Origin of the sequence: Stagnihabitans lacustris (assembly GCF_025950525.1) — a bacterium.
In the GTDB taxonomy this organism is placed as follows: domain Bacteria; phylum Pseudomonadota; class Alphaproteobacteria; order Rhodobacterales; family Rhodobacteraceae; genus Stagnihabitans.
Map to the genome: position 1 here is coordinate 942202 of NZ_JAPDGS010000001.1, position 21723 is coordinate 963924.

Below are 21723 nucleotides of genomic sequence, written 5' to 3' on the forward strand. Positions count from 1 at the left end.
TGCCTCAATTCGTCGCAAGAACAGGGTTGATGCGGTCGCCGTCCGCCACGAAAGAGCCGGCGCGGGTCACGATCTGGGCGCCCACGTCAAGGCCGCCGGTGATCTCGACCCAGCCGCCTTCGCGGATGCCGGTGGTGACGGGGGTGCGGTGGATCACGCCATCCTTGACGGCCATGACGGTGGTTTGGCCATCCTCGGAGCCGATGGCGGTGACGGGGACCGAGGGGCCCTCGGTCGTGGCCACCAGGATATTCGCTTCGGCATACATGCCGGGATGGACGCCGGGGGCGGCGTCGATGGCGATGCGGGCGCGGCCCATGCGGGTCGTGGCATCAACGCCGGGTTCGACAAGGCGCACGGTGCCGGGCAGGGCCGCGACATTGGCGGCCAGCTGCACCTTGGCCGCCAGATCCCGCGTGACGCGGGGAATATCGGCTTCGGCGACATCGGCGCGCAGTTCCAGCGCACCGTCTTTGACGATGACGAACATCGGCTGACCGGCGGCAGAGGCCACGGCGCCGACCTGGGCATTACGTGTCAGGATCAGGCCGCCGACCGGGGCCTTGATTTCGGTCCGGTCCAGCATCAGTTCGACATTGGCCAGCTGGGCGGTCAGGCTGTCGACCTGGGCCTGGGCCGCGATGGCCGAGGCCTGGGCCTGGTCATTGGCCGCAGCCGAGGTGGCGCCCTGTTTGAACAGCGCGGCCGAGCGGGTCGCGGTCTTTTGCGCCTCCAGCCCCTGTGACTGGGCCGAGGCGAGCGCGGCCCTCAGCTGGCTTTGCTGCAGCACCCAAGTCGCGGTGGACAGCGTCGCCAGGACCTGACCGGCCTGCACCGTGTCGCCGACATCGACGGCCAGGGTCTCGATCGGTTGGCCTTCGACCAGGGGGACGACGGAGACTTCTTCGACCGCGGCGATCAGGCCCGAGGCCAGAACGTGGTCCGACAGTTTGCGGGTTTCGACGGCGGAAACGGTGATGGCGGGAAGCGCCACTTCGACCGTCGCGGCGGGTGCCTCGGCCTCTTGGGCGAAGATCGGGGCGGCGGTCAACAGGAGGAGAGCCAAAAGCGGGGAGGAGCGGCGCATGGAAGGACTTTCGCGGTTCGGGTCGTTCGGGAACATGGTGAGAATACGGTGGCAGAGGCCTGCCGGATCAATCGGGCGGCGGTGTGGCGTGACGAAGGATTTCGTCCAGCCTTGCGTCCAGCGTTTCGGCAATCATGGCGCGCAGGGCGGGGATGTCGACGCCCAACATGGCATCGGCGCAGGCCGCGGCCTTGAAAAGCGTCAGCAGGAAGGCGGCATGGGTGGAAAAGCGGCGGTTCGCCTCGGCCAGGGGCAGGCCTGTGCCGGCGGCAAAGACGGCGATCAGCTGGCCGCGGACCTCGGATTCGATCATGCGGTGGGCTTCGGCCACTTCGGGCATCCGGCGGGCGGCGGCGTCGATCTCGGCCCAAAGCGCGGAGTCCTTGGCGCAGTCGGCGCCGAAAATACGCTCGCGCAGGCCGTGGCGCAGCGCGGTCAGGGGGCTGGGCGCGGCCAGGATGGCGGCAAAGTCGGCCCGGATTTCCTGCGCATCCATCAGCACCATGGCGCCGATGATCGCGGCCTTGGACGGGAAATAGCGGTAGAAGTTGCCCACCGACATGCCCGCCGCCCGGGCAAGGTCCTGCATCGAGGCGCCGTCAAAGCCCTTTTCGACAAAGGCTTGCCGCACCGCGCGCAGGATTTCGGCCTGACGGGGATGGATTACGGCGGTGGCCTCGGGGCAGGGCGGGGCGGTCAGGTTCATGGGGGCCAGATCTGGGAGTGAACGTTCATTCACTGATATGGGGCGCTGTGACAGTCTGTCAAGGATGATCACGCTGCAAGGCAGAAATGTTCCGTTCATTTACATGGATATCAAATAAAGGTCAAGCCTGCTGGCCCGGGGCTGGTTGGCGGTGTTGGCTTGGGTGTGGGTGTTGACCCGCCTGCCGATCTTGGCCCGGTTGCAGCGCAGGCGCGGCGCGTGTATCAGGCGGGAAAGGGCGCTTTCATGCGCCGGTTGACAGAGAGGGGCAGGATGCGTCGCGTTGTTGTCACGGGTTTGGGAATGGTGTCGCCTTTGGCCTGCGGGGTCGAGGAGACTTGGACGCGGCTTTTGGCCGGTCAATCGGCGGCGGGTCGGATCACCCGCTTTGATCCCGTGAATGTGCTGACGCAATATGCCTGCGAAATCCCGCGCGGCGATGGCACGAACGGGACCTTCAATCCGGATGACTGGATGGAGCCCAAGGAACAGCGCAAGGTCGACGACTTCATCATCTATGGCATGGCTGCGGCCGTGCAGGCGGTGCGGGATTCGGGCTGGGAGCCTGCGACCGAAGAGGACCGCTGCCGGACGGGCGTCATGCTGGGGTCGGGCATCGGCGGGTTGCAGAACATCGCGGAGACCGCGGTTCTGATCAAGGAAAAGGGGGCGCGGCGGGTCTCGCCCTTCTTTATTCCCGGGTCGCTGATCAATCTGATCTCGGGGCAGGTGTCGATCCGGTTCGGCTTCAAGGGGCCCAATCATGCGGTGGTCACGGCCTGTTCGACCGGCGCCCATGCGATTGGCGATGCGGCGCGGTTGATCCAGTGGGGCGATGCGGATGTGATGGTCGCGGGCGGCGCGGAAAGCCCGATCTGCGAAATCGGCATCGCGGGGTTCAACGCCTGTAAGGCCTTGTCCTCCAAGCGGGGCGATGAACCCGAAAAGGCCTCGCGCCCCTATGATGCGGACCGCGACGGGTTCGTCATGGGCGAGGGCGCGGGCGTCGTCGTGCTGGAGGAATACGAACACGCCGTGGCGCGGGGTGCCAAGATTTACGCCGAGGTTCTGGGCTATGGCCTGTCGGGCGATGCCTATCACATCACCGCGCCGTCGGAGGATGGCGATGGCGGCTTCCGGTCGATGCAGATGGCGTTGAAGCGCGCGGGGCTGGAGCCTTCGGCGGTCGATTACATCAACGCCCATGGCACAAGCACCATGGCCGATACGATTGAACTGGGTGCGGTCGAGCGGTTGTTGGGCGATGCGGCTGCGGGGGCCACGATGTCGTCGACCAAGTCGTCCATCGGGCATCTGCTGGGGGCTGCGGGCGCGGTCGAGGCGATCTTCTGCATCCTGGCGATCCGCGATCAGATTGCGCCGCCGACGATCAACCTGGACAATCCGGCGGTGACGCCCAAGCTGGACCTGGCGGCCAACAAGGCGGTCAAGCGCAAGATTGACATCGCCTTGTCGAACTCGTTCGGGTTCGGCGGGACCAATGCCAGCCTTGTGCTGGGGCGTGTGTGATGTGGAAGTCGGTCGCCTCCAATGCGCTGACGCTGTTCATCGTGGCGCTTTTGGGCCTTGGGGGGGTGATCCTTTGGGGGCAGAAGCAATATGCGGTGCCGGGGCCTTTGGCGCAGGCGGTGTGCTTCAAGGTCGAGCGCGGGGCCAGTTTGAGCGCGGTTTCGGCCGGGCTTGAGGCGCAGGGCGCGATTTCGGATGCGCGGATCTTTCGCATCGGCGCGACCTATGGCGGGATTGCGGGTCAGCTGAAGTTCGGCAGCTATCTGCTGGAGCCTGCGATTTCGATGGCTGCGGTGGCCGAGCGGCTGACGGTGGGCGGGCAATCGACCTGCGGGCAGGATGTGAACCTGCGCATCGGGGTGGCCGGGGCCGAGGTCGTCTTGCGGTCTTATGATGCTGCGAGTTCGGGTCTGATCGAGGTGGCGAAGTTCGATCCAGCGGGCGCGCAGCCGCAAGCCTATCAGGATGCGGTTCAGGACCCTGACCTGCGCTGGCGCGTGACGCTGGCCGAGGGGGTGACGTCGTGGAATATCGTCGAGGCCTTGAAGGCCGCCGATTTCCTGACCGGAGAGATCAAGGCGGTCCCGGCCGAAGGGATTTTGGCGCCCGATTCGTATGAAGTGACCAAGGGGGACGACCGGTCAGCGCTTTTGGCCAAGATGGAGGCCGCGCAGACTGCCGCTCTGGCCGAGGCCTGGGCGGGGCGTGCGGAGGGGCTTCCCTATGAAACGATGGAGGAGGCCTTGATCATGGCCTCTATCGTGGAGAAAGAGACCGGGGTGGCGGCCGAGCGGGCTCAGGTCGCCTCGGTCTTTCTGAACCGGTTGAAGGACGGGATGAAGCTGCAGACCGATCCGACGGTGATTTATGGGGTGACGGAAGGCAAGGGCGTCTTGGGCCGGGGCCTGCGCCAATCAGAGCTGCGCCGCGAGACGCCCTGGAATACCTATGTGATACAAGGGCTTCCCCAAACGCCGATCTGCAATCCGGGCCGTGACGCGATTGAGGCGGCCTTGCATCCCGATGCGACGGAATACCTGTATTTCGTCGCAGACGGCACGGGGGGGCATGCCTTTGCCACGACCCTGGAAGAGCATAACAAGAATGTCGCCAAGTGGCGCGCCATCGAGGCGGCTGCGGCGGAGGGCCAGAACTAGGGGCGGGTGTTGCGTCGAAGTGTTAACAAATCCTTAACGCAGCGCACGCTAAGCCTTTGATATAGTTTGATTTTTAGTTTGACTTTCCGAACGGCCCATGGCATATGTTTGGACATGATGGAAGAGGTGGGCAAGCGGCCCGGGTAACACGCCCGGCGCCGCTTTTCCTTTTCCGGCTATGGGAAGGCAGGTCCATCAGGCATGAGCATACATTTTACAGCCGGGGATGAAGACCCCGTTGATCTGGCAGAAGTGACCGAAACCCTTCTGAGGGAGGCGGCCGAGGAATTGGCCCGCGCCCTGAAGAAGGTGAAGGATGGCACCCTGGCAGATGTCAAGAAAACGCCAGCGCTGGCCCGCGATCTGCGGGACGCCTTCGAGTTGATGCAGGAAGAGAGGGGCCGTTTTGATAAACTCCGCAAACAGGCTGCCGGGACTGTCGGAACCCGCGCGCTCGACTTTTCTGCCGCAAGGGACGAGATCGGGCGCCGCCTGGCTTGCCTCCGCAACGCAGAGCCAGGTTGAAGAGTTTCTGGGCGGCCTGAGCGACAATGCGTTGTTGTCGCTGCCGTGGTTGTTCGAGTTCTGGGCGTTGCAGCATCAGTTGCCGCCTCCGGGGGCCTGGAAGACCTGGGTCATCATGGGAGGGCGTGGGGCAGGCAAAACGCGGGCCGGGGCGGAATGGGTGCGCTCGCAGGTCGAGGGGCCGGGGCCGATGGACCCGGGTCGGGCCAAGCGGGTGGCCCTGGTCGGCGAGACGGTCGATCAGGTGCGCGAAGTGATGATCATGGGGGACAGCGGGATTCTGGCCTGCTCGCCTCCGGATCGGCGGCCCGAATGGCAGGCCACGCGCAAGCGGCTGCTTTGGCCGAATGGGGCAGAGGCGATGGTGTTCAGCGCCCATGACCCGGACAGCCTTCGGGGGCCGCAGTTCGACGCGGCCTGGGTCGATGAGCTGGCCAAGTGGAAGAAGGCGCAGGAGACCTGGGACAATCTGCAGTTTGCGCTGCGGCTGGGGGAGCATCCTCAGCAGGTGGTAACGACGACGCCGCAGAATGTGCAGGTGCTGAAGGCGATCATGAAGAACCCGTCGACGGTCAGCACCCATGCGCCGACTTCGGCCAACAAGGCATATCTGGCGAAGTCGTTCCTGGAAGAGGTGACGGCGCGGTATGCGGGCCAGTCGATTGGCCGGCAAGAGCTGGAAGGGGAGCTGCTGGAGGATCTGGATGGCGCCTTGTGGAGCCATCTGCGCCTGGACGAAATGCGGGTCGATGAGGTGCCGCGGTTCAACCGGATCGTGGTGGCGGTGGACCCGCCCGTTACCTCGACCAAGGCGTCGGATGAATGTGGCATCGTCGTGGTGGGCGCCATGACCGAGGGGCCGGTGAACACCTGGAAGGCGGTGGTGCTGGAGGATGCCACGGTGAAGGGGGCCTCGCCCGATGGTTGGGCGCGGGCTGCGGTGGCGGCGATGGACCGGCATAACGCGGACCGTATGGTCGTCGAGACCAACCAGGGCGGCGAGATGGTCGAACAGGTGGTGCGGTCGATTGACCCGCTGGTGCCGTTTAAACGCGTGACGGCGACCAAGGGGAAATACCTGCGGGCGGAACCGATTGCGGCTTTGTATGAACAGGGGCGGGTGGCCCATGTTCGGGGACTTGGCGCCTTGGAAGAGCAGATGTGTTTGATGACCCATGCGGGCTATCAGGGCAAGGGCTCTCCGGATCGGTTGGATGCCCTGGTTTGGGCGCTGACCGAAGTGATGCTGGAGGCCCCGCGGCCGCCGGTGAAGCCACAGGTGCGGGGGCTTTGATCCGGTTGGTTTCAGAGGCATTTCATGCCTTTGAAACCAACCGGAGGAGGCCGGGGGGCTGCCGCCCCCCGGACCCCCCGCCCAAAGGGGCCCACGGGCCCCTTTGGAAACCCCGTGGATATTTTTGAACAGATGAAAGGGTTTGGGCTTTCGGGTCTTTGGGCGCTTTGGGGCGGCTGAGGAGGATTGTCCGGGCTTTGTCAGGGCCGCGTATCGGGGCCTTTGGGCCGTGCCTTTCGGGTGCGGCGCGGTGGAGGTTTGCCCTTTGGGCGGCCTTGGTCATAAAGGAGAGGCTGAATGGTCCTTGATTTCCTGCGGCGCGGGGCTGTGGCCCCTGTGCCTGAAACGAAGGCCTCCGCCGTGGGGCGGGTGGTGGCTTGGGGGTCCTCGGGGCGGGTCGCCTGGTCGCCTCGGGATGCGGTTTCCTTGATGAAAAGCGGCTTTCTGGGCAATCCGATCGGGTTCCGGGCGGTCAAGCTGATCTCGGAGGCGGCGGCGGCTTTGCCTTTGGTCCTGCAAGACCAGGGTCGGCGCTATGACCTGCATCCGGTCTCGGAACTGATCCGGCAGCCCAATGCCCATCAGGGGCGGGCAGAGCTGCTGGAGGCGCTTTATGGGCATTTGCTGTTGACCGGCAATGCCTATGTCGAGGCGGTTCCGGGGGCGGGCGCTTTGCCCGGCGAGCTGCATGTGCTGCGGTCTGACCGGATGAATGTGGTGCCGGGGGCGGATGGTTGGCCTGCGGCCTATGACTATGTGGTCAACGGGCGGACGCATCGGTTTGGCGTGACGGCAGAGTATCAGCCGATCTGCCATATCAAGAGCTTTCACCCGCAGGACGACCATTACGGGCTGTCGCCGATGCAGGCGGCGGCGGTTTCGGTGGATGTTCACTCCTCGGCTGCGACCTGGTCGAAGGCCTTGTTGGACAATGCCGCGCGGCCTTCGGGGGCGATGGTCTTCAAGGGCGCGGATGGGGCGGGGACGCTGACGACCGAGCAATATGAGCGGCTGGTGGGCGAGATCGAGGCGCATCACCAGGGCGCGCGGAATGCGGGGCGTCCGATGCTGCTGGAGGGCGGTTTGGATTGGAAGCCGATGGGGTTCTCTCCGTCCGACATGGAGTTCCATGAGACCAAGCTGTCGGCGGCGCGGGAGATTTGCATCGCCTTTGGCGTGCCGCCCATGCTGATCGGCATTCCCGGCGATGCGACCTATGCCAATTACCAGGAGGCCAATCGGGCGTTTTTCCGGTTGACGGTTCTGCCCCTGGCGACCCGGGTGACGGCGGCTTTGTCGTCCTGGCTTTCGGGCTTTACCGGGGAACAGGTCGAGCTGAAGCCGGACCTGGATCAGGTGCCGGCGCTGGCCGTCGAACGCGATCAGGTTTGGGCGCGGGTGGCTGCGGCGGATTTCCTGACGGCGGATGAGAAGCGCGCTTTGCTGGGTCTGCCGCCCCTGATGCCGGGGGGTGAAGGATGACCATCAAGCGTCCCGGGGATGGGTCGCGGTTTCTCTATGACAGTTTCGATGCGGCCCATGCCCGGATCGAAGCGAATGAACGGGTCGCCGATGAAAGATGGGCGGCTCTGGATTACCGGCTTCAGCAGATCGACCAAGTGCTTGAGCGGCTGGAGAAACGGATTTGGGTGGGGGTTTATGGCGTCGCGGCCTTCCTGCTCAGTCAGATGGCCGAGGCGATCATCGCGGCCGCAAACAAGTGAGGTGATAGGATGTGGACCATACCGGGGGCTCCGGAACGCAAGTTCCACCAGCCCGACAGCGGCAGCCTGAAAGTCACCGAAGGGTCGGTGATCGAGGGCTACGCCAGCCTTTTCGGGCTGAAGGACCAGGGCGGCGACGTGGTGCAGAAGGGGGCCTATGCGGCGTCCCTGAAGCGCGCGGCGGCGGCGGGGCGCGGCGTCAAGATGCTGTGGCAGCATGACCCGACCCAGCCCATCGGCATCTGGGATGAGGTTCGCGAGGATGGCACTGGCCTTTGGGTCAAGGGGCGCATCCTGACCGAGGTGGAGAAGGGGCGCGAGGCGGCGGCCCTTCTGGCGGCGGGGGCGATTGACGGTTTGTCGATCGGCTACAAGACCGTCAAGGCGGAACGCGATGGCAAGGGGCAGCGCCTTTTGTCGGAGCTGGAGCTGTGGGAGGTCTCTTTGGTGACTTTCCCCATGCTTCCCGAGGCGCGGGTGGCGGCGAAGGGCGACAGCCTGGACAGCGACATCTTTGCCGAACTGGCGCAGGCCTTCGACGAGGCGCGCCTTTCTTTGGCCAAGCGGTAACGCGGGCCTTTCACGACCAACCAGTAGGGAAACAACGATGACCGAGATCAAGGCTCGGGCCGGGGAAGATTTGTCCCCGACCCATCCCGGTGCGGAAGTGAAATCCGCGATGGCCGGATTTCTGAATGCCTTCAATGGCTTTCAGAGCGAAGTGAAAACCAATCTTCATCAACTGCAAGAGCGTCAGAATATGTTGGAGCGCAAGACCATGACCTATGCCCGTCCCGCCCTGTCGAACACCGCCGACCTGGATATGCCCCACAAGAAGGCGCTGGGCGCCTATCTCCGCTCGGGCGACGATGACGGCCTGCGTGGCCTGGTCCTGGAAGGCAAGGCCATGTCGACGGCCGTCAATGCCGATGGTGGCTTCCTTTTGAACCCGCAGATGGCGGAGCAGATCAACTCGATGCTGTCTTCGACCACCTCGCTGCGGTCGCTGTCCAATGTCGTGCAGATCGACGCCACGACCTATGACGTGATCATCGACAATTCTGACCCGGGTTCGGCCTGGCAGTCGGAAGTCGGCGCGGTGTCGGAATCGACCACGCCCAACATCAACCGCATCTCGATCAAGCTGAATGACCTGTCGGCCATGCCGAAGATCAGCCAGCGCCTGCTGGATGATGCGTCGTTCGATGTCGAGGGCTGGATCGCCTCGCGCATCGCCACCCGCTTTGTCCGCGCCGAGGCCTCGGCCTTTGTCAACGGCACGGGGGTGGATCAGCCGAAGGGCATCCTGCTGCCGGCCAAGGTCGCCAATGCGTCCTGGACCTGGGGCAACCTGGGTTACATTCCCACCGGTGCGGCGGCCGACTTTGCGGCGTCCAACCCGATCGACTGCCTGGTCACGCTGATCTATTCGCTGGGTGCCGATTACCGGGCCAATGCGGTCTTCCTGATGAACTCGAAGACGGCGGGTGCGGTCCGCAAGATCAAGGACTCGACCGGGCGCTTCATGTGGAATGACAGCATCTCGGCCGGTCAGCCGGCGACCCTGATGGGCTACCGCGTCGTGATCCTGGAGGACATGCCCGACATCGCCGCGAACTCTTATCCCATCGCGTTTGGCGACTTCCAGTCGGGCTATACCATCGCCGAGCGTCCGGACCTGCGCATCCTGCGTGATCCCTTCTCGGCCAAGCCCAACGTCCTGTTCTATGCGTCCAAGCGCGTGGGCGGCGACATCACCGACTATGCGGCCATCAAGCTGCTGAAGGTCGCCCTGTCCTAAGGGGTGACTTGGCGCGCCCGGGGGAAGGGCCCCGGGCGCGTGTTTCTGGCGCGCCAAGGATGGAGAGAGATCATGATGTTGACCGAAGAGACCAGTGTCGCCAGCGCCGCCTTGCCGGTGCAGGGGTTGAAGGATCACCTGCGGCTGGGAAGCGGATTTTCCGATGATGCGATGCAGGACAGCCTGATCGAAAGCTATCTTCGCGCCGCCATGTCGGCCATCGAGGGGCGGACGGGCAAGGCCTTGATGACGCGGCGGTTCAAGCTGGTGTTGAACGATTGGCGCGATGCGAGCGAGCAGGCTTTGCCGGTGGCGCCGGTGTCGGCGCTGGTGTCGGTGACGCTGGTGGACAGCGCCGGCGGGGCGACGGTTCTGGGAACGGATCGCTACCGGCTGGTGCAGGACGGGTCGCGGCCGAAGCTGGCCTCCAAGGGCTATCTTTTGCCGATGGTGCCCACTGAAGGCCGGGTCGAGATCCTGTTTGACGCGGGGTTCGGGGCGGCTTGGGGGCAGGTTCCGGCCGACCTTCAGCAGGCGGTCTTCCTGCTGGCGGCGCAATATTACGAGACCCGCAATGACTTTACCGGGACGGTGGCGGGGTTGCCCTATCCGGTCACGGCGCTGATCGAGCGTTGGCGGACGGTGCGGGTTCTGGGCGGGGGGGCAGCATGAAGGTCGAGCTGAAACGGCTTTTGACCCTGGAAACTCCGGTCAAGGTCAATGACGGCGCGGGGGGCTTTGCGATCAACTGGACGGTCGAGGGCACGTTGTGGGCCGAGGTGGTGCCCGGGGCGGGGTCGGAGACGGCAGGGGTCGAGGTGAGCCTGTCCAAAGTGCCCTATCGCATCACGGTGCGCGGGGCAGAGGTGGGGTCGGCGCGCAGGCCGCGCCCCGAACAGCGGCTGAAGGATGGGACGCGGGTCTTCACCATTCTGGCCGTCACGGAACGTGACAGCGACGGCCGCTTTCTGACCTGTTTCGCCCGAGAGGAGGAGCCGAAATGAGCTATGCTGCCAGTGCGGCGCTGCAGACGGCGGTCTATCAGCGGCTGACCGGTTGGGCGGGTCTGACCGGGGTGCAGGTGGCCGACGCGCTGCCTCCGGCCGATGTGGCGGGGACCTTTGTCATCCTGGGCCCCGAGACCGTGGCCGATCAATCCGACAAGACGGCGGCGGGGGCGGATCACGTCTTTACCGTGTCGATCATCAGCGACGCCAATGGCTTCATGACCGCCAAGACGGTGGCGGCAGAGGTCTCGGACGCGCTGGTGGGGGCGGACCTGGTGCTGAGCCGGGGGAGCCTGGTGGGGCTGTATTTCCTGCGCGCCAGTGCGAAGCGACTGAACACCGGGGATTCCCGGCGGATTGACCTGACCTTTCGGGCGCGGGTCGCCTTCTGATCATAACAACCTACGGAGCATGACATGGCTGTTCAAAGCGGCAAGGACCTGTTGATCAAGGTGGATCAGACGGGGAGCGGGAGCTATCAGACGCTGGCGGGGCTGCGGGCCACCCGGCTGACATTCAATGCGGAAACTGTGGATGTGACCACGCTGGAAAGCGCAGGCGGTTGGCGTGAGTTGCTGGCCGGGACCGGGGTGAAATCGGCCGCGCTGTCGGGGTCAGGCGTGTTTCGCGATGCGGGGACGGATGCCCGCGCCCGCCAGATCTTTTTCGATGGTGTGGTGCCGAATTTCCAGGTGGTGATCCCGTCGTTTGGCGTGGTTGAAGGCGCCTTCCAGATCACCTCGATCGAATATGCCGGCACCTATAACGGCGAGGCCACTTATGACATGTCGATGGCCTCGGCGGGTGCCCTGACTTTCACGGCAATCTGATGGGCAATCCATTCACCGGAGAGGTGACGTTGCACCTGGACGGCGTGCCCCATGTGGCCAAGCTGACTTTGGGTGCCCTGGCCGAGCTGGAGGACCAGTTGGGCGGGGGCAGCCTGATCGAGCTGATCGCGCGGTTCGAGAGCCACAAGTTCTCGACCCGTGATGTCCTGGCTTTGGTCGTGGCGGGGTTGCGCGGTGGCGGCTGGCAGGGCAACGCGGCGGACCTGTTGAAGGTCGACATCGGCGGCGGGCCACTGACCGCGGCCAAGGTGGCGGCGCTGCTTTTGGCGCGGGCTTTCTCGGTGCCGGGTGAGAGCTGATGGATTGGCCGGGCCTGATGCGGGCGGGGCTTTATGAGCTGCGGTTGACGCCGGAGGTCTTCTGGAAGCTGACCCCCATCGAATTGCGGATCATGCTCGGGGCGGACAAATCCGCCCCGATGCTTACGAGGGCGCGGCTGGAGGAACTGGCCGCCCAATTCCCCGATGGAGAGCCCAATGGCGGAAGTTACGGAACTGACGGACCAGATCGCGGCGCTTGAGACGGCGCTGACCGGGACGGTCGGCATGGTCTCGACCTTCGAGGCGGAGCTGTCGAAGATGCAAGAGAGCCTGGTGTTCACCGGGCGCGAAGTCAGCACGCTGGCCTCGGGGTTCAGCAGCGGGTTGAGCCGGGCCTTTGGCGACGTGGTCTTTGGCGGATCACGGCTGGATGACGCCCTGAAGGGCCTGGCGAAGTCGATGTCGCAGACGGTGTTCAACACAGCGATGAAGCCTGTCAGCAACGCGGTGGGTGGGTTTCTGGCGGGCGGGTTGAACTCGCTGTTTGGCGGCGCCTTTGCCAAGGGCGGGGCTTTCACCTCGGGGCAGGTGACGCCTTTTGCGCAGGGCGGCATCGTGAGTTCGCCCACGAATTTCGGCATGCGGGGCGGAATGGGGCTGATGGGCGAAGCGGGGCCGGAGGCGATCATGCCCTTGACCCGCGGCGCAGACGGCAAGTTGGGCGTGCGTGCGCAAGGGGGGGGGGGCGGCGTCACGGTGGTGATGAACATCTCGACCCCGGATGTGGCCGGCTTCCAGCGCAGCCAAAGCCAGATCGCGGCGCAGGCGATGCAGGCGCTTTCTCGCGGCAACCGCAATCGGTGAGGCAGACATGGCTTTTCATGAAGTGAGATATCCGACGAACCTGTCCTTGGGGTCGAGCGGCGGACCAGAGCGTCGGACCGAGATCGTGACCCTGGTCAACGGGTTCGAAGAGCGCAATTCGCCCTGGTCGGACAGCCGCCGCCGCTATGATGCGGGGGCGGGGATGCGGTCCCTGGATGATCTGGACACGCTGATCACCTTTTTCGAGGCGCGGCGCGGGCAGTTGCATGGGTTCCGCTGGAAAGATTGGGCGGATTTCAAGACCTGCAAGCCCTCGCTTGTCGTGGGGGCGACTGATCAGCTGATCGGGGCCGGGGATGGGGTCAAGACCGCCTTTCAGCTGGTCAAGGCCTATGGATCGGGTTCCGGGTCATGGACGCGGCGGATCACCAAGCCGGTGGCGGGGACGGTGAAGGTCGCGGTCAATGGCGCGCCCCGGGTGTTGGGGGCGGATTTCACGGTCGATGCGACGACCGGGATCGTGACCTTCAACCTGCCGCCGGCGGCGGGTGCCTCGGTCACGGCCGGCTGTGAATATGACGTGCCGGTGCGGTTTGACACCGACCGGATCGCGGTCACGATCGCCACGTTTCATGCGGGCGAGATCCCTCAGGTTCCGGTCATCGAGGTGCGGCTATGAGCGGCCGGGATGACCTTTTGACCCACCTCGGGACCGGGACTTCGACGGTTTCGACCTGTTGGGCGGTGACGCGGCGCGATGGGTTGGTGTTGGGGTTCACCGATCATGACCGGGACTTGACCTTTGAGGGCGTGACCTTCAAGGCGGCCTCGGGCATGACGGCGCGCAGCCTGCATCAGACCAACGGGCTTTCGGTCGACAATACCGAGGCCATGGGGGCGCTGTCGGATGCGGCGGTGACGGAGGACGATCTTCTGGCCGGACGTTTCGACGGGGCAGAGGTCGTGTCCTGGATCGTCAACTGGCAGGATGTCAGCCAGCGCATGAAGAGCTTTGCCGGGACATTTGGCGAGGTCGTGCGGTCGGCGGGGGCGTTTCGGGCGGAACTGCGAGGCTTGGCCGATCAGCTGAACCAGGTGCAGGGGCTAAGCTATCAGCGCTCTTGTTCCGCGGTGCTGGGGGATGGGCAGTGCAAGTTCAACCTGACCCTGCCGGGCTATTTCCTGGAAACGCCGATCCTGGGGATCGAGGCACCGGGGGTCTACCGCATCGCCCGCGAGGTCTCGATTGCCGAAGGGTGGTTTGACCGGGGGCGGGCGCGGATGATCTCGGGCGTGGCGGAGGGCGTGGTGGGGCTGGTGAAGTTCGACCGCGACGATGCGACCACGCGGCGGGTGGAGCTTTGGATCGACTTCGGGGTGACGCCGGTTGTGGGTGACATCCTGCGGCTGGAGGCGGGTTGCGACAAGATGGCCGGGACCTGCCAGGCAAAGTTCGGCAACTTCCTGAACTTCCGCGGCTTTCCGCATATTCCGGGCGAGGATTGGATGACCTCTTACCCGGTCTCCAGTGGGCAAAACAACGGGGAGAGCCTGTTTCGATGAGCGATGATCTGATGGGGCGGGCCGATGTTGTGGTGGTTGCGCGGGGCTGGATCGGGACGCCCTATCAGCATCAGGCCTCGCTGAAGGGCGTGGGTTCGGATTGCCTGGGGCTGTTGCGGGGGGTCTGGCGGGAGCTGTTGGGCGAAGAGCCCGAGGCGATGCCGCCCTATACCGTCGATTGGTCCGAGGCGCGGGGCGACGAGGTCATGTTGCAGGCCGCCCGGCGCTGGCTGAGGCCCGCGGGGCCGGGCTTTCAAGCCGGCGATGTTGTGGTCTTTCGGATGCGGCAGGGCTTTGTGGCCAAACATCTGGGCATCGTGAGCCTGGGGGGCGCGGCCCCTCGGTTCATCCATGCCTATACCGGGCACGGCGTGGTCGAAAACGCGCTGACTGCCCCTTGGGTCCGGCGGATTGCCGGGCATTTCGTTTTCCCCAAAGGAGACTGAGACATGGCGACGATTCTTCTGTCGGCGGCGGGGGCTGCGCTGGGCTCGGGCTTTGGCGGGACCGTTCTGGGCCTGTCGGGTGCGGTCATTGGGCGCGCGGTGGGGGCCACTTTGGGTCAGGCCATCGACCAGCGTATTCTGGGGGCGGGGGCCGCCCCTGTCGATCAGGGCCGCATCCAACGCTTTCCCCTGACCTCGGCCAGCGAGGGCGCGCCCATTCCGCGCGTCTGGGGTCGGATGCGCGTGTCGGGTGAGGTCATCTGGGCCACCCGGTTCCTTGAGACGGCCAACCGGACGCAGGGCGGCAAGGGTTCGCCGCGCCCGGTGACAACGAACTATTCTTATACGATCAGCCTGGCGATTGCGCTTTGCCAGGGCGAGGCGCGGCGTCTGGGTCGGGTCTGGGCTGACGGGATGGAGATCGCCAAGGGGTCATTGGACCTGCGCTTTTACCCGGGCTCCGAGGATCAATTGCCCGACCCCAAGATCGAGGCGGTCGAGGGTCCGGGCCAAGCGCCTGCCTATCGCGGCATCGCCTATGTGGTGATCGAGGACCTGGACCTGAGCCGGTTCGGCAACCGTGTGCCGCAATTCACCTTTGAAATCTTCCGGGCGGCCGGGGTCGAGGGCGCGGATCTGGCCGATGTGGTCGAAGGGGTCGCGCTGATCCCGGGCTCGGGCGAATATGCGCTGGCGACCACGGGTGTCACCTTCAACGACGGGCCGGGCGTCAGCCATGTGGTCAATGTTCATTCGCTGGAGGACCGCACCGACCTGGCCCAATCGCTTGAGCAACTGACCGAAGAGCTGCCGCGGGTGGCCTCTGTCTCGCTTGTCACCAGCTGGTTTGGCGATGACCTGCGCTGCAACCTGTGCGAACTGCGGCCCAAGGTCGATCAGAACAGCTCGGATGGGGTCGAGATGCCCTGGTATGTCGCAGGGCAGACCCGGGGCACAGCGCAGGTCTTGCCCTCGGTGGATGGCAAGGTGATCTATGGGGGAACGCCCACCGATCAGTCGGTGATCGAGGCGATCCACGCGATCCATGTCTCCGGCAAGGCGGTGATGTTCTATCCCTTTATCCTGATGACGCAGACGGTCGGCAACACGCTGGCAGATCCCTGGTCGGATGCGACGACGCAACCGATCTTGCCTTGGCGCGGGCGGATCACCCTGTCCGAGGCGCCGGGGCGTCCGGGTTCGCCTGACCGCACGGCGACTGCAGCCGCCGAAGTCGCGGCCTTCATGGGCACCACGAACCCGGCCCTGTTCAATCTGACCTCGGGGCGGGTCGTCTATAATGGCCCCGACGACTGGGGCTATCGCCGCTTTATCCTGCATTATGCCAATGTCTGTGCCCTTGCGGGCGGGGTGGAGGCGTTCTGCATCGGCTCGGAGTTGCGCGGGCTGACGCAGATCCGTGGGGCAGGGGACAGCTTTCCCTTCGTGCAGGCGTTGCGCACGCTTGCGGCCGAGGTGCGGGCCATCCTGGGGCCAAGCGTCAAGATCAGCTATGCGGCGGATTGGTCGGAATATGGAACCCATGAGGCCGATGGGAACCTGTATTTCCCGCTGGACCCGCTGTGGGCCGATGCCAATATCAACTTCGTGGGCATCGACAATTACATGTCGCTGTCCGATTGGCGTGATGGGACCGATCACCTGGATGCCAGCTGGGGGTCAATCTACAACCTTGACTACCTGAAGGCCAATGTCGCCGGCGGAGAGAACTTTGACTGGTTCTATGCCTCGGATGTGACGGCAGCCGCGCAGTTGCGTCAGCCGATCACGGATGGCGCCTATAACGAGCCTTGGGTGTTCCGTCGCAAGGACCTGGAGGGTTGGTGGAGCCATGCCCACCATCCCCGCCTGGCCGGTGTGCGCCAAGGCACGCCGACGGCCTGGGTTCCGGGCTCCAAGCCGATCTGGTTCACCGAATATGGCTGTGCAGCCATGGACAAGGCGACCAATCAGCCGAACCTGTTCCTCGATGCCTATTCCTCGGAATCCGCCCTGCCGCGGGGGTCGAACGGGCGAAGGGACGACCTGATCCAGCTGCAATACCTGCGGGCGATGCGGGACTATTGGCAGGACCCGGCGCATAACCCCATGGCCTCGCTATATGCCGGGCGGATGCTGGACATGAGCCGGGCCCATGTCTGGGCCTGGGATGCGCGGCCCTATCCGGCCTTCCCGGCGAACAACGACGTCTGGAGCGACGGGGTCAATTATGCCCATGGCCATTGGCTGAACGGGCGCACCGGGGCACAGCCCTTGTCGGCCGTCGTCTCCGATATCTGCGCTTCGGCCGGGTTGGTCAGCGGCATCGACAGCTCTGCCGCCTATGGCCTGGTGCGGGGCTATATCGTGGGCGACACCGGCACGGCGCGCCAGGCGCTGCAGCCCCTGACCACGGCTTATGGCTTGAACATCGCCGAACGTGAGGGCGTCTTGCGCTTTTCGTTGCGCAGCGGGGTGGCATCGACCGAGATCGACCGCGCGACGCTGGCCATCACTTCGGACCTGGACAGCGGCATCGAGGCCACCCGTGGCGGCGAGTTGGAGACCCCCGGTCGCGTGCGCCTGTCCTATGTCGAGGCCGAGGGCGACTACGAGACCCGCGGCACCGAGGCGATCTTTCCAGACGAAACCTCGGCCGCGGTTTCGGGCTCAGAGCTGGCGCTTCAGCTGACCAATGCCGAGGCGCGGGCGATTGCCGAACGCTGGTTGGTCGAGGCGCGTGTGGCACGTGATGGCCTGCGGCTGGCCTTGCCGCGGTCGAAACTGGCGCTGGGCGCGGGCGATCTGATCAAGGTCGATGGCCAGTCCTATCGCATCGACAAGGTGGAACAGGGCGCGCAACTGCAGCTGGAGGCCGTCCGGGTCGATCAGGGCGCCTATCAGCCGGCCGAGGAGGTCGACCAGATCGTCTCACGCGCGGCGGTGCGGCAGGCGGCGACCCAGGTCTTTCCGCTGTTCATGGATCTGCCCCTGCTGACGGGCAGCGAGGACCCCGTGGCGCCTCATGTCGCCGCCACGGTCAGCCCGTGGTCGGGCTCCATCGCGGTCTGGAGTTCGGCCAGCGCCGACGGGTTCGCGCTGAACAGCGAGCTGGATGCGCCCGCGGTGCTGGGCCTGACCATGACGGACCTGCCGCTTGCGCCCTCTGGCCTGTGGGACAACGGCCCGGCGCTGCGGGTCAAGCTGTCGTCGGGGACGCTGTCTTCGGCCTCGGAAGACGATGTGCTGAACGGCGTCAATGTCGCGGCCATCGGCGATGGGACGGCGGGGAACTGGGAGATCATCCAGTTCCAGCAGGCCAACCTTGTCGCGCCGCGCACCTATGACATCCGCTTTCGGCTGCGCGGGCAGGCGGGGTCGGACGGTGTCGCGCCCGATCACTGGCCGGCGGGCAGCTACTTTGTCATGCTGGACGGCGCGGTCCCGCAAATCGACCTGCCCCTGTCGGCCCGCGGCCTGACCCGCAACTATAGGGTTGGCGCGTTAGAGCGCGGCTATGCCGATGCCAAGGTGGTCAGCCGGTCGCTGGCCTTCGACGGCAACGGCTTGCGCCCCTATTCGGTGGCCCATCTTCAGGCCACGGGCAGTCTGGGCGGGACGGTGCAACTGGACTGGATTCGCCGCACACGGATCGACGGCGACAGCTGGCAATCCCTCGAAGTGCCCCTGGGCGAGGAGAGCGAGCTTTACCAGGTGACCGTCAGCCAGGGTTCCAACATCCTGCGCCAAGAGGTCGTCACTTTGCCAAGCTGGACCTATACACCCGCTATGCAGGCCGAGGACGGCGCACCTGGTCCGCGCAGCGTTTCGGTGGCGCAGGTCTCGAACCGTTATGGACCCGGACCGGCGCAACGCGTCGACCTTTGATCGAAAGCGCCAAGCGCCCCACAAACTCCCAAGCCGCCCCTGCACCCGCAGGGGCGGCTTTTTGCATTTCCACGCCATTTACCCCGCAAACCTTTTTCCTTCCGGTCCGTCACACTTGAATTTTTGAACCCGGAGTGAACGGCCCAAGGGGTCCCCTTGCCCCCTCCTGAACCCGACCCCGCAGCCCACGGCCGCCTTGCCCAAATAAACGCGCCCAAAAACGTGTCACGTTCTTGACGCGATCCAATTCGTGACATACTTCTTGTCGCGTTGGAGGCCGCCATGACCCTCGCCGAACTCGCCGACCACTTGGGCGTCTCGCCCCGCCAGATCCGCTTTCTGATCGCCGAAGACATCCTTCCGGCGGCCGAAAAGACCGGCCGCGCCGCCGATGCCTATACCGAAACCCATCTCGCCCAGGCGCGGCGCTATTTCGCGCTTTACCGGATGGGGATGAAGCCCGCGTCGATCAAGGTCCTGATGTCCTTCGACCAGGCCATCCCGATCTTCCAGGCCTCCGGTGTCGAGCTGCGCATCGCAGCCAGCGCCGAACCCGTTGATGTGGAGGCCCTGATTGCCGACCTATCAAAAGCCGTCCGAACCTATTTCAGCAAGGATTGACCCATGACGATCTCCGCTTTCGGCCATTCGCTCGAAACCCTTTACGACGGCGCCACCGGCTTTTGCGCGGGCCGGGCCCATCCGGTTCCCCTGACCGCCCTGCACATCGACATCCGCATCCTTGCGGGCCTGGCCCTTGTCACCACGACCCGCAGCCTGACCAACCGCGAAGAGGTCCCGATCGAAGCGATCCTGACCTTCCCCATCGGTTTTGACGCCGTGGTCACTTCCCTGACCGCCGAGGTCAGCGGCCGCCGCCTGACCGCCCGCGCCCAGGCCCGCGACGCCGCCCGCACCAGCTATGAGGCGGCCATCGACGCGGGAAAGCTCGCCGTCCTGCACGAAGAGGTCCTGCGCGGCGTCCATATGCTCTCGGTGGCCAATCTCGGGCCAGGGGCCGAGGCGCTTATCGTTCTGGAACAGGTCCTGCCCCTGTCAGCCCTGCATCAGGGCGCGCTGTTGCGCCTGCCGCAGACCGTGGGTCAGCTTTATGGCGCCTCGCCGCTGATGCCCGCGGATGACCTGACCACGGGGCCCGGTGCGCTGGCCCAAGCCCGACTGCGCGTTACCTCGCCCCTGCCGACCCTGGCCGATGGCCGCGACATCGCCGGAACCGAGATCCACTGGCCGCTGGACCGGGCCATCGAACTGACCTTGCCCAAGGCGGGCTTTGGCACCAGCCACGGCCTGACCGCCCAGGGGCCGGTTTCCGTGACCCTGTCCCCCCTGCAGGCCGAAGGCGGCCTCGACCTCGCCATCCTGTTTGACCGCTCTGGCTCGACCCAGGCGCGGGTCGGGCGCCGCAGCCTCTGGCAGGCCATGACGGACGGCTTGCGCAAGGGCTTGGCCGGGCTGGGGCAGGGCGACCGCGTGGTCCTTGCCCAGTTCGACGACGCCTGTCAGGTGCTGGGCGCCGCCTCTGGCCCCGAGGCCGCCCACCTGACCGACAAGCTCAAGGGGCCCAAAGGCGGCACCGCGCTGGGGGCGGCGCTGGATACCGTGCTGGACTTTGGCGCCCGGGATATCCTGGTGATGACCGATGGCCAGACCTGGGCGCATGAGGTCGACCGCCTGTCCAACCGCGACGCCCGGATCAGCGCGGTCCTTGTCGGTCCCGGCAGCCTGGACGCCACCATCGGCCATCTTGTGGCGATGAAGGGCGGCCAGCTGCACTATGCCCCCGGCGCCGATGTGGCCGCAGCCCTGCTGGCCGCCCTTACCGCCGCCCGTGCCCCGCGTCAGGTCGCGCAACTGATCCCGGGCCAGCTGACCTGCACAAGGGGCGGGGTGCGCCTGCAGGCCTGCTGGACCGAAGGCGCCCCGGGCGTCCCCGATGCCATCGGCCGCTATGCCGCAGCCCTCAAGATGGCGCTTTTGCCGCCCGATCAGGCGCTTGACCTTGCGCTGTCCCATGACCTGTGCAGCGCGTCGACCAGCCTGATCCTGGTTGACGACCAGGGCGAGACGCAAAGCCTCTTGCCCGAACACCGCAAGGTTGTCCTGGCCGAAGCCCATGGCGGCGCGTTTTCGGGCATGCCGGTGATGCGCGCCTCCTCTGCAGTCAGGGACTATCCGGTGCTGCAAAGCCTGCCCGTGGTCGAGGCGGCCTTCGCCCTTTCCGACCGCCCCGATGGGCGGGACAGGCTGCGCGAACTGGCCCTGCGGATCGACTGGGCGGCCCTGTCCAATGCCTTTCTTGGCGGCGATTTCAGCGCCCTGACGGTGGCCGAGCGTCAGCTTCTGCGCAAGCTGTTCTTCCGCGTGGCAACGGTCGAACTGGCCGCCCGCCGCGGCCTGTCCACCGATCTTGTGGCACTGGCTCTTTGCGCGCTGGAGGTCGCCGATCAGGACATCGCCGCGCAACGCCTGGTCCGCAAGGTCCTGGGTCCCGAAGCCGACGCGCTGCGTGACAGCCTCATGCCCCGCTCACCGGACCTTTGGGCCTAAGCGGGTCACGACCGGGCCGGGCGGCAAGTGAACCCTGATCCCGCCGTTCCTTTGGCGAACCTTTTCGCAGACCTTCCGCCCCTGCGCACCAAAGACGCTTCGGGGCAGATCAAGGCGCTGATGCCGCAGGGGCCTTGTCGTCCGCGTCACAGAAAGCCTGCCCGGGGGATAGAGATAGGCGCCGCGCAGGACGCAAGGAACGATGCCAAAGCCCGGCCGCCCTCCTGTGCGGGTTTCCCGAAGCAGAATGGCCTTACTCTTGGGGAACAGGCGCAGAAAATCGTTCCAGGACAAGGGGATGCCGGCCAACAGCCTAGGGTGGCGGCGGGCAGGAAGATCCGCCACGCCGCCGCCAAAAAGACGCCGCTGCATCAAGATCCTGTTTGGCCGCCGTCAGGACAGCCACGCGATCGCCTCTGGTTGCGAGAGAGGTCCGCTTCTGGCTCCACCGACACGGAGACCGCGCAACCATCCCAGTCCCGGAAAACAGG

The 21723-nt window shown here is 65.5% G+C and carries 23 protein-coding genes; 21 read left to right on the forward strand and 2 right to left on the reverse strand.

Translation table 11 applies throughout. The annotated features are described in order from the left end of the window. Positions 1–4: 4 nt before the first annotated feature. Both NX862_RS04485 and NX862_RS04490 read right to left on the reverse strand, forming a co-directional pair. A complete protein-coding gene (locus NX862_RS04485; RefSeq protein ID WP_264492662.1) occupies positions 5–1087 on the reverse strand; it encodes an efflux RND transporter periplasmic adaptor subunit in 1083 nt (360 codons plus the stop codon). Between the two features lie 67 nt (positions 1088–1154). Beyond that, positions 1155–1793, reverse strand: a complete 639-nt coding sequence (locus NX862_RS04490; RefSeq protein WP_264492663.1) for a TetR/AcrR family transcriptional regulator — start codon at positions 1791–1793, stop codon at positions 1155–1157. 273 nt (positions 1794–2066) lie between these two features. Between NX862_RS04490 and fabF the strand changes: the two genes are divergently transcribed. The 21 genes from fabF (at position 2067) to NX862_RS04595 (ending at position 21232) form a co-directional block, all read left to right on the forward strand. Continuing rightward, positions 2067–3323 (forward strand): beta-ketoacyl-ACP synthase II, encoded by a 1257-nt coding sequence (gene fabF / locus NX862_RS04495; protein WP_264492664.1) that lies wholly within the window; start codon positions 2067–2069, stop codon positions 3321–3323. Then, positions 3323–4480, forward strand: coding sequence for an endolytic transglycosylase MltG (gene mltG, locus NX862_RS04500; RefSeq protein WP_264492665.1), 1158 nt, complete (start codon positions 3323–3325; stop codon positions 4478–4480). The genes fabF and mltG overlap by 1 nt, the downstream gene beginning before the upstream one ends. 252 nt (positions 4481–4732) lie before the next feature. Next, a complete protein-coding gene (locus NX862_RS04505; protein ID WP_264492666.1) occupies positions 4733–5005 on the forward strand; it encodes a hypothetical protein in 273 nt (90 codons plus the stop codon). Beyond that, positions 4944–6299 (forward strand): DNA-packaging protein, encoded by a 1356-nt coding sequence (locus NX862_RS04510; protein WP_264492730.1) that lies wholly within the window; start codon positions 4944–4946, stop codon positions 6297–6299. The genes NX862_RS04505 and NX862_RS04510 overlap by 62 nt, the downstream gene beginning before the upstream one ends. Positions 6300–6596: 297 nt before the next feature. Next, positions 6597–7781 (forward strand): phage portal protein, encoded by a 1185-nt coding sequence (locus NX862_RS04515; RefSeq protein ID WP_264492667.1) that lies wholly within the window; start codon positions 6597–6599, stop codon positions 7779–7781. Further along, positions 7778–8023, forward strand: coding sequence for a GTA head formation protein, RCAP_rcc01685 family (locus NX862_RS04520; protein ID WP_264492668.1), 246 nt, complete (start codon positions 7778–7780; stop codon positions 8021–8023). The genes NX862_RS04515 and NX862_RS04520 overlap by 4 nt, the downstream gene beginning before the upstream one ends. A 9-nt stretch (positions 8024–8032) precedes the next feature. Beyond that, positions 8033–8593, forward strand: coding sequence for an HK97 family phage prohead protease (locus NX862_RS04525; protein ID WP_264492669.1), 561 nt, complete (start codon positions 8033–8035; stop codon positions 8591–8593). Positions 8594–8630: 37 nt separating this feature from the next. After that, positions 8631–9824 (forward strand): phage major capsid protein, encoded by a 1194-nt coding sequence (locus NX862_RS04530; protein ID WP_264492670.1) that lies wholly within the window; start codon positions 8631–8633, stop codon positions 9822–9824. A 72-nt stretch (positions 9825–9896) separates the two neighbouring features. Beyond that, positions 9897–10496, forward strand: coding sequence for a head-tail connector protein (locus NX862_RS04535; protein ID WP_264492671.1), 600 nt, complete (start codon positions 9897–9899; stop codon positions 10494–10496). Further along, entirely contained in the window at positions 10493–10828 is a 336-nt protein-coding gene (locus NX862_RS04540; RefSeq protein ID WP_264492672.1) for a head-tail adaptor protein, read from the forward strand. Before NX862_RS04535 ends, NX862_RS04540 begins: the two co-directional genes overlap by 4 nt. Next, on the forward strand, positions 10825–11223 hold the full coding sequence (locus NX862_RS04545) for a DUF3168 domain-containing protein (protein WP_264492673.1): 399 nt from the start codon (positions 10825–10827) through the stop codon (positions 11221–11223). The genes NX862_RS04540 and NX862_RS04545 overlap by 4 nt, the downstream gene beginning before the upstream one ends. Before the next feature lie 24 nt (positions 11224–11247). Continuing rightward, positions 11248–11661: a phage major tail protein, TP901-1 family gene (locus NX862_RS04550; protein WP_264492674.1), complete on the forward strand. Its 414-nt coding sequence runs from the start codon at positions 11248–11250 to the stop codon at positions 11659–11661. Beyond that, a complete protein-coding gene (locus NX862_RS04555) occupies positions 11661–11981 on the forward strand; it encodes a gene transfer agent family protein (RefSeq protein WP_264492675.1) in 321 nt (106 codons plus the stop codon). Before NX862_RS04550 ends, NX862_RS04555 begins: the two co-directional genes overlap by 1 nt. Next, positions 11981–12202: a rcc01693 family protein gene (locus NX862_RS04560; protein WP_264492676.1), complete on the forward strand. Its 222-nt coding sequence runs from the start codon at positions 11981–11983 to the stop codon at positions 12200–12202. Before NX862_RS04555 ends, NX862_RS04560 begins: the two co-directional genes overlap by 1 nt. Further along, positions 12159–12806, forward strand: a complete 648-nt coding sequence (locus NX862_RS04565; RefSeq protein ID WP_264492677.1) for an RcGTA-type gene transfer agent tail tape measure protein — start codon at positions 12159–12161, stop codon at positions 12804–12806. The genes NX862_RS04560 and NX862_RS04565 overlap by 44 nt, the downstream gene beginning before the upstream one ends. A 7-nt stretch (positions 12807–12813) precedes the next feature. Then, positions 12814–13446: a DUF2460 domain-containing protein gene (locus NX862_RS04570; protein WP_264492678.1), complete on the forward strand. Its 633-nt coding sequence runs from the start codon at positions 12814–12816 to the stop codon at positions 13444–13446. Further along, positions 13443–14330, forward strand: coding sequence for a phage/gene transfer agent baseplate hub protein (locus NX862_RS04575; RefSeq protein WP_264492679.1), 888 nt, complete (start codon positions 13443–13445; stop codon positions 14328–14330). Before NX862_RS04570 ends, NX862_RS04575 begins: the two co-directional genes overlap by 4 nt. After that, positions 14327–14776, forward strand: coding sequence for a C40 family peptidase (locus tag NX862_RS04580; protein WP_264492680.1), 450 nt, complete (start codon positions 14327–14329; stop codon positions 14774–14776). The genes NX862_RS04575 and NX862_RS04580 overlap by 4 nt, the downstream gene beginning before the upstream one ends. A 3-nt stretch (positions 14777–14779) precedes the next feature. Further along, positions 14780–18664, forward strand: a complete 3885-nt coding sequence (locus NX862_RS04585; RefSeq protein ID WP_264492681.1) for a baseplate multidomain protein megatron — start codon at positions 14780–14782, stop codon at positions 18662–18664. A gap of 282 nt (positions 18665–18946) precedes the next feature. After that, complete coding sequence (locus tag NX862_RS04590) at positions 18947–19285, forward strand: helix-turn-helix domain-containing protein (RefSeq protein WP_264492682.1); 339 nt, start codon at positions 18947–18949, stop codon at positions 19283–19285. A 3-nt stretch (positions 19286–19288) separates the two neighbouring features. Next, the gene (locus NX862_RS04595; protein WP_264492683.1) at positions 19289–21232 is read left to right on the forward strand and encodes a VIT domain-containing protein; all 1944 of its coding nucleotides are present in this window, start codon (positions 19289–19291) and stop codon (positions 21230–21232) included. The last annotated feature ends 491 nt before the right edge of the window (positions 21233–21723 follow it).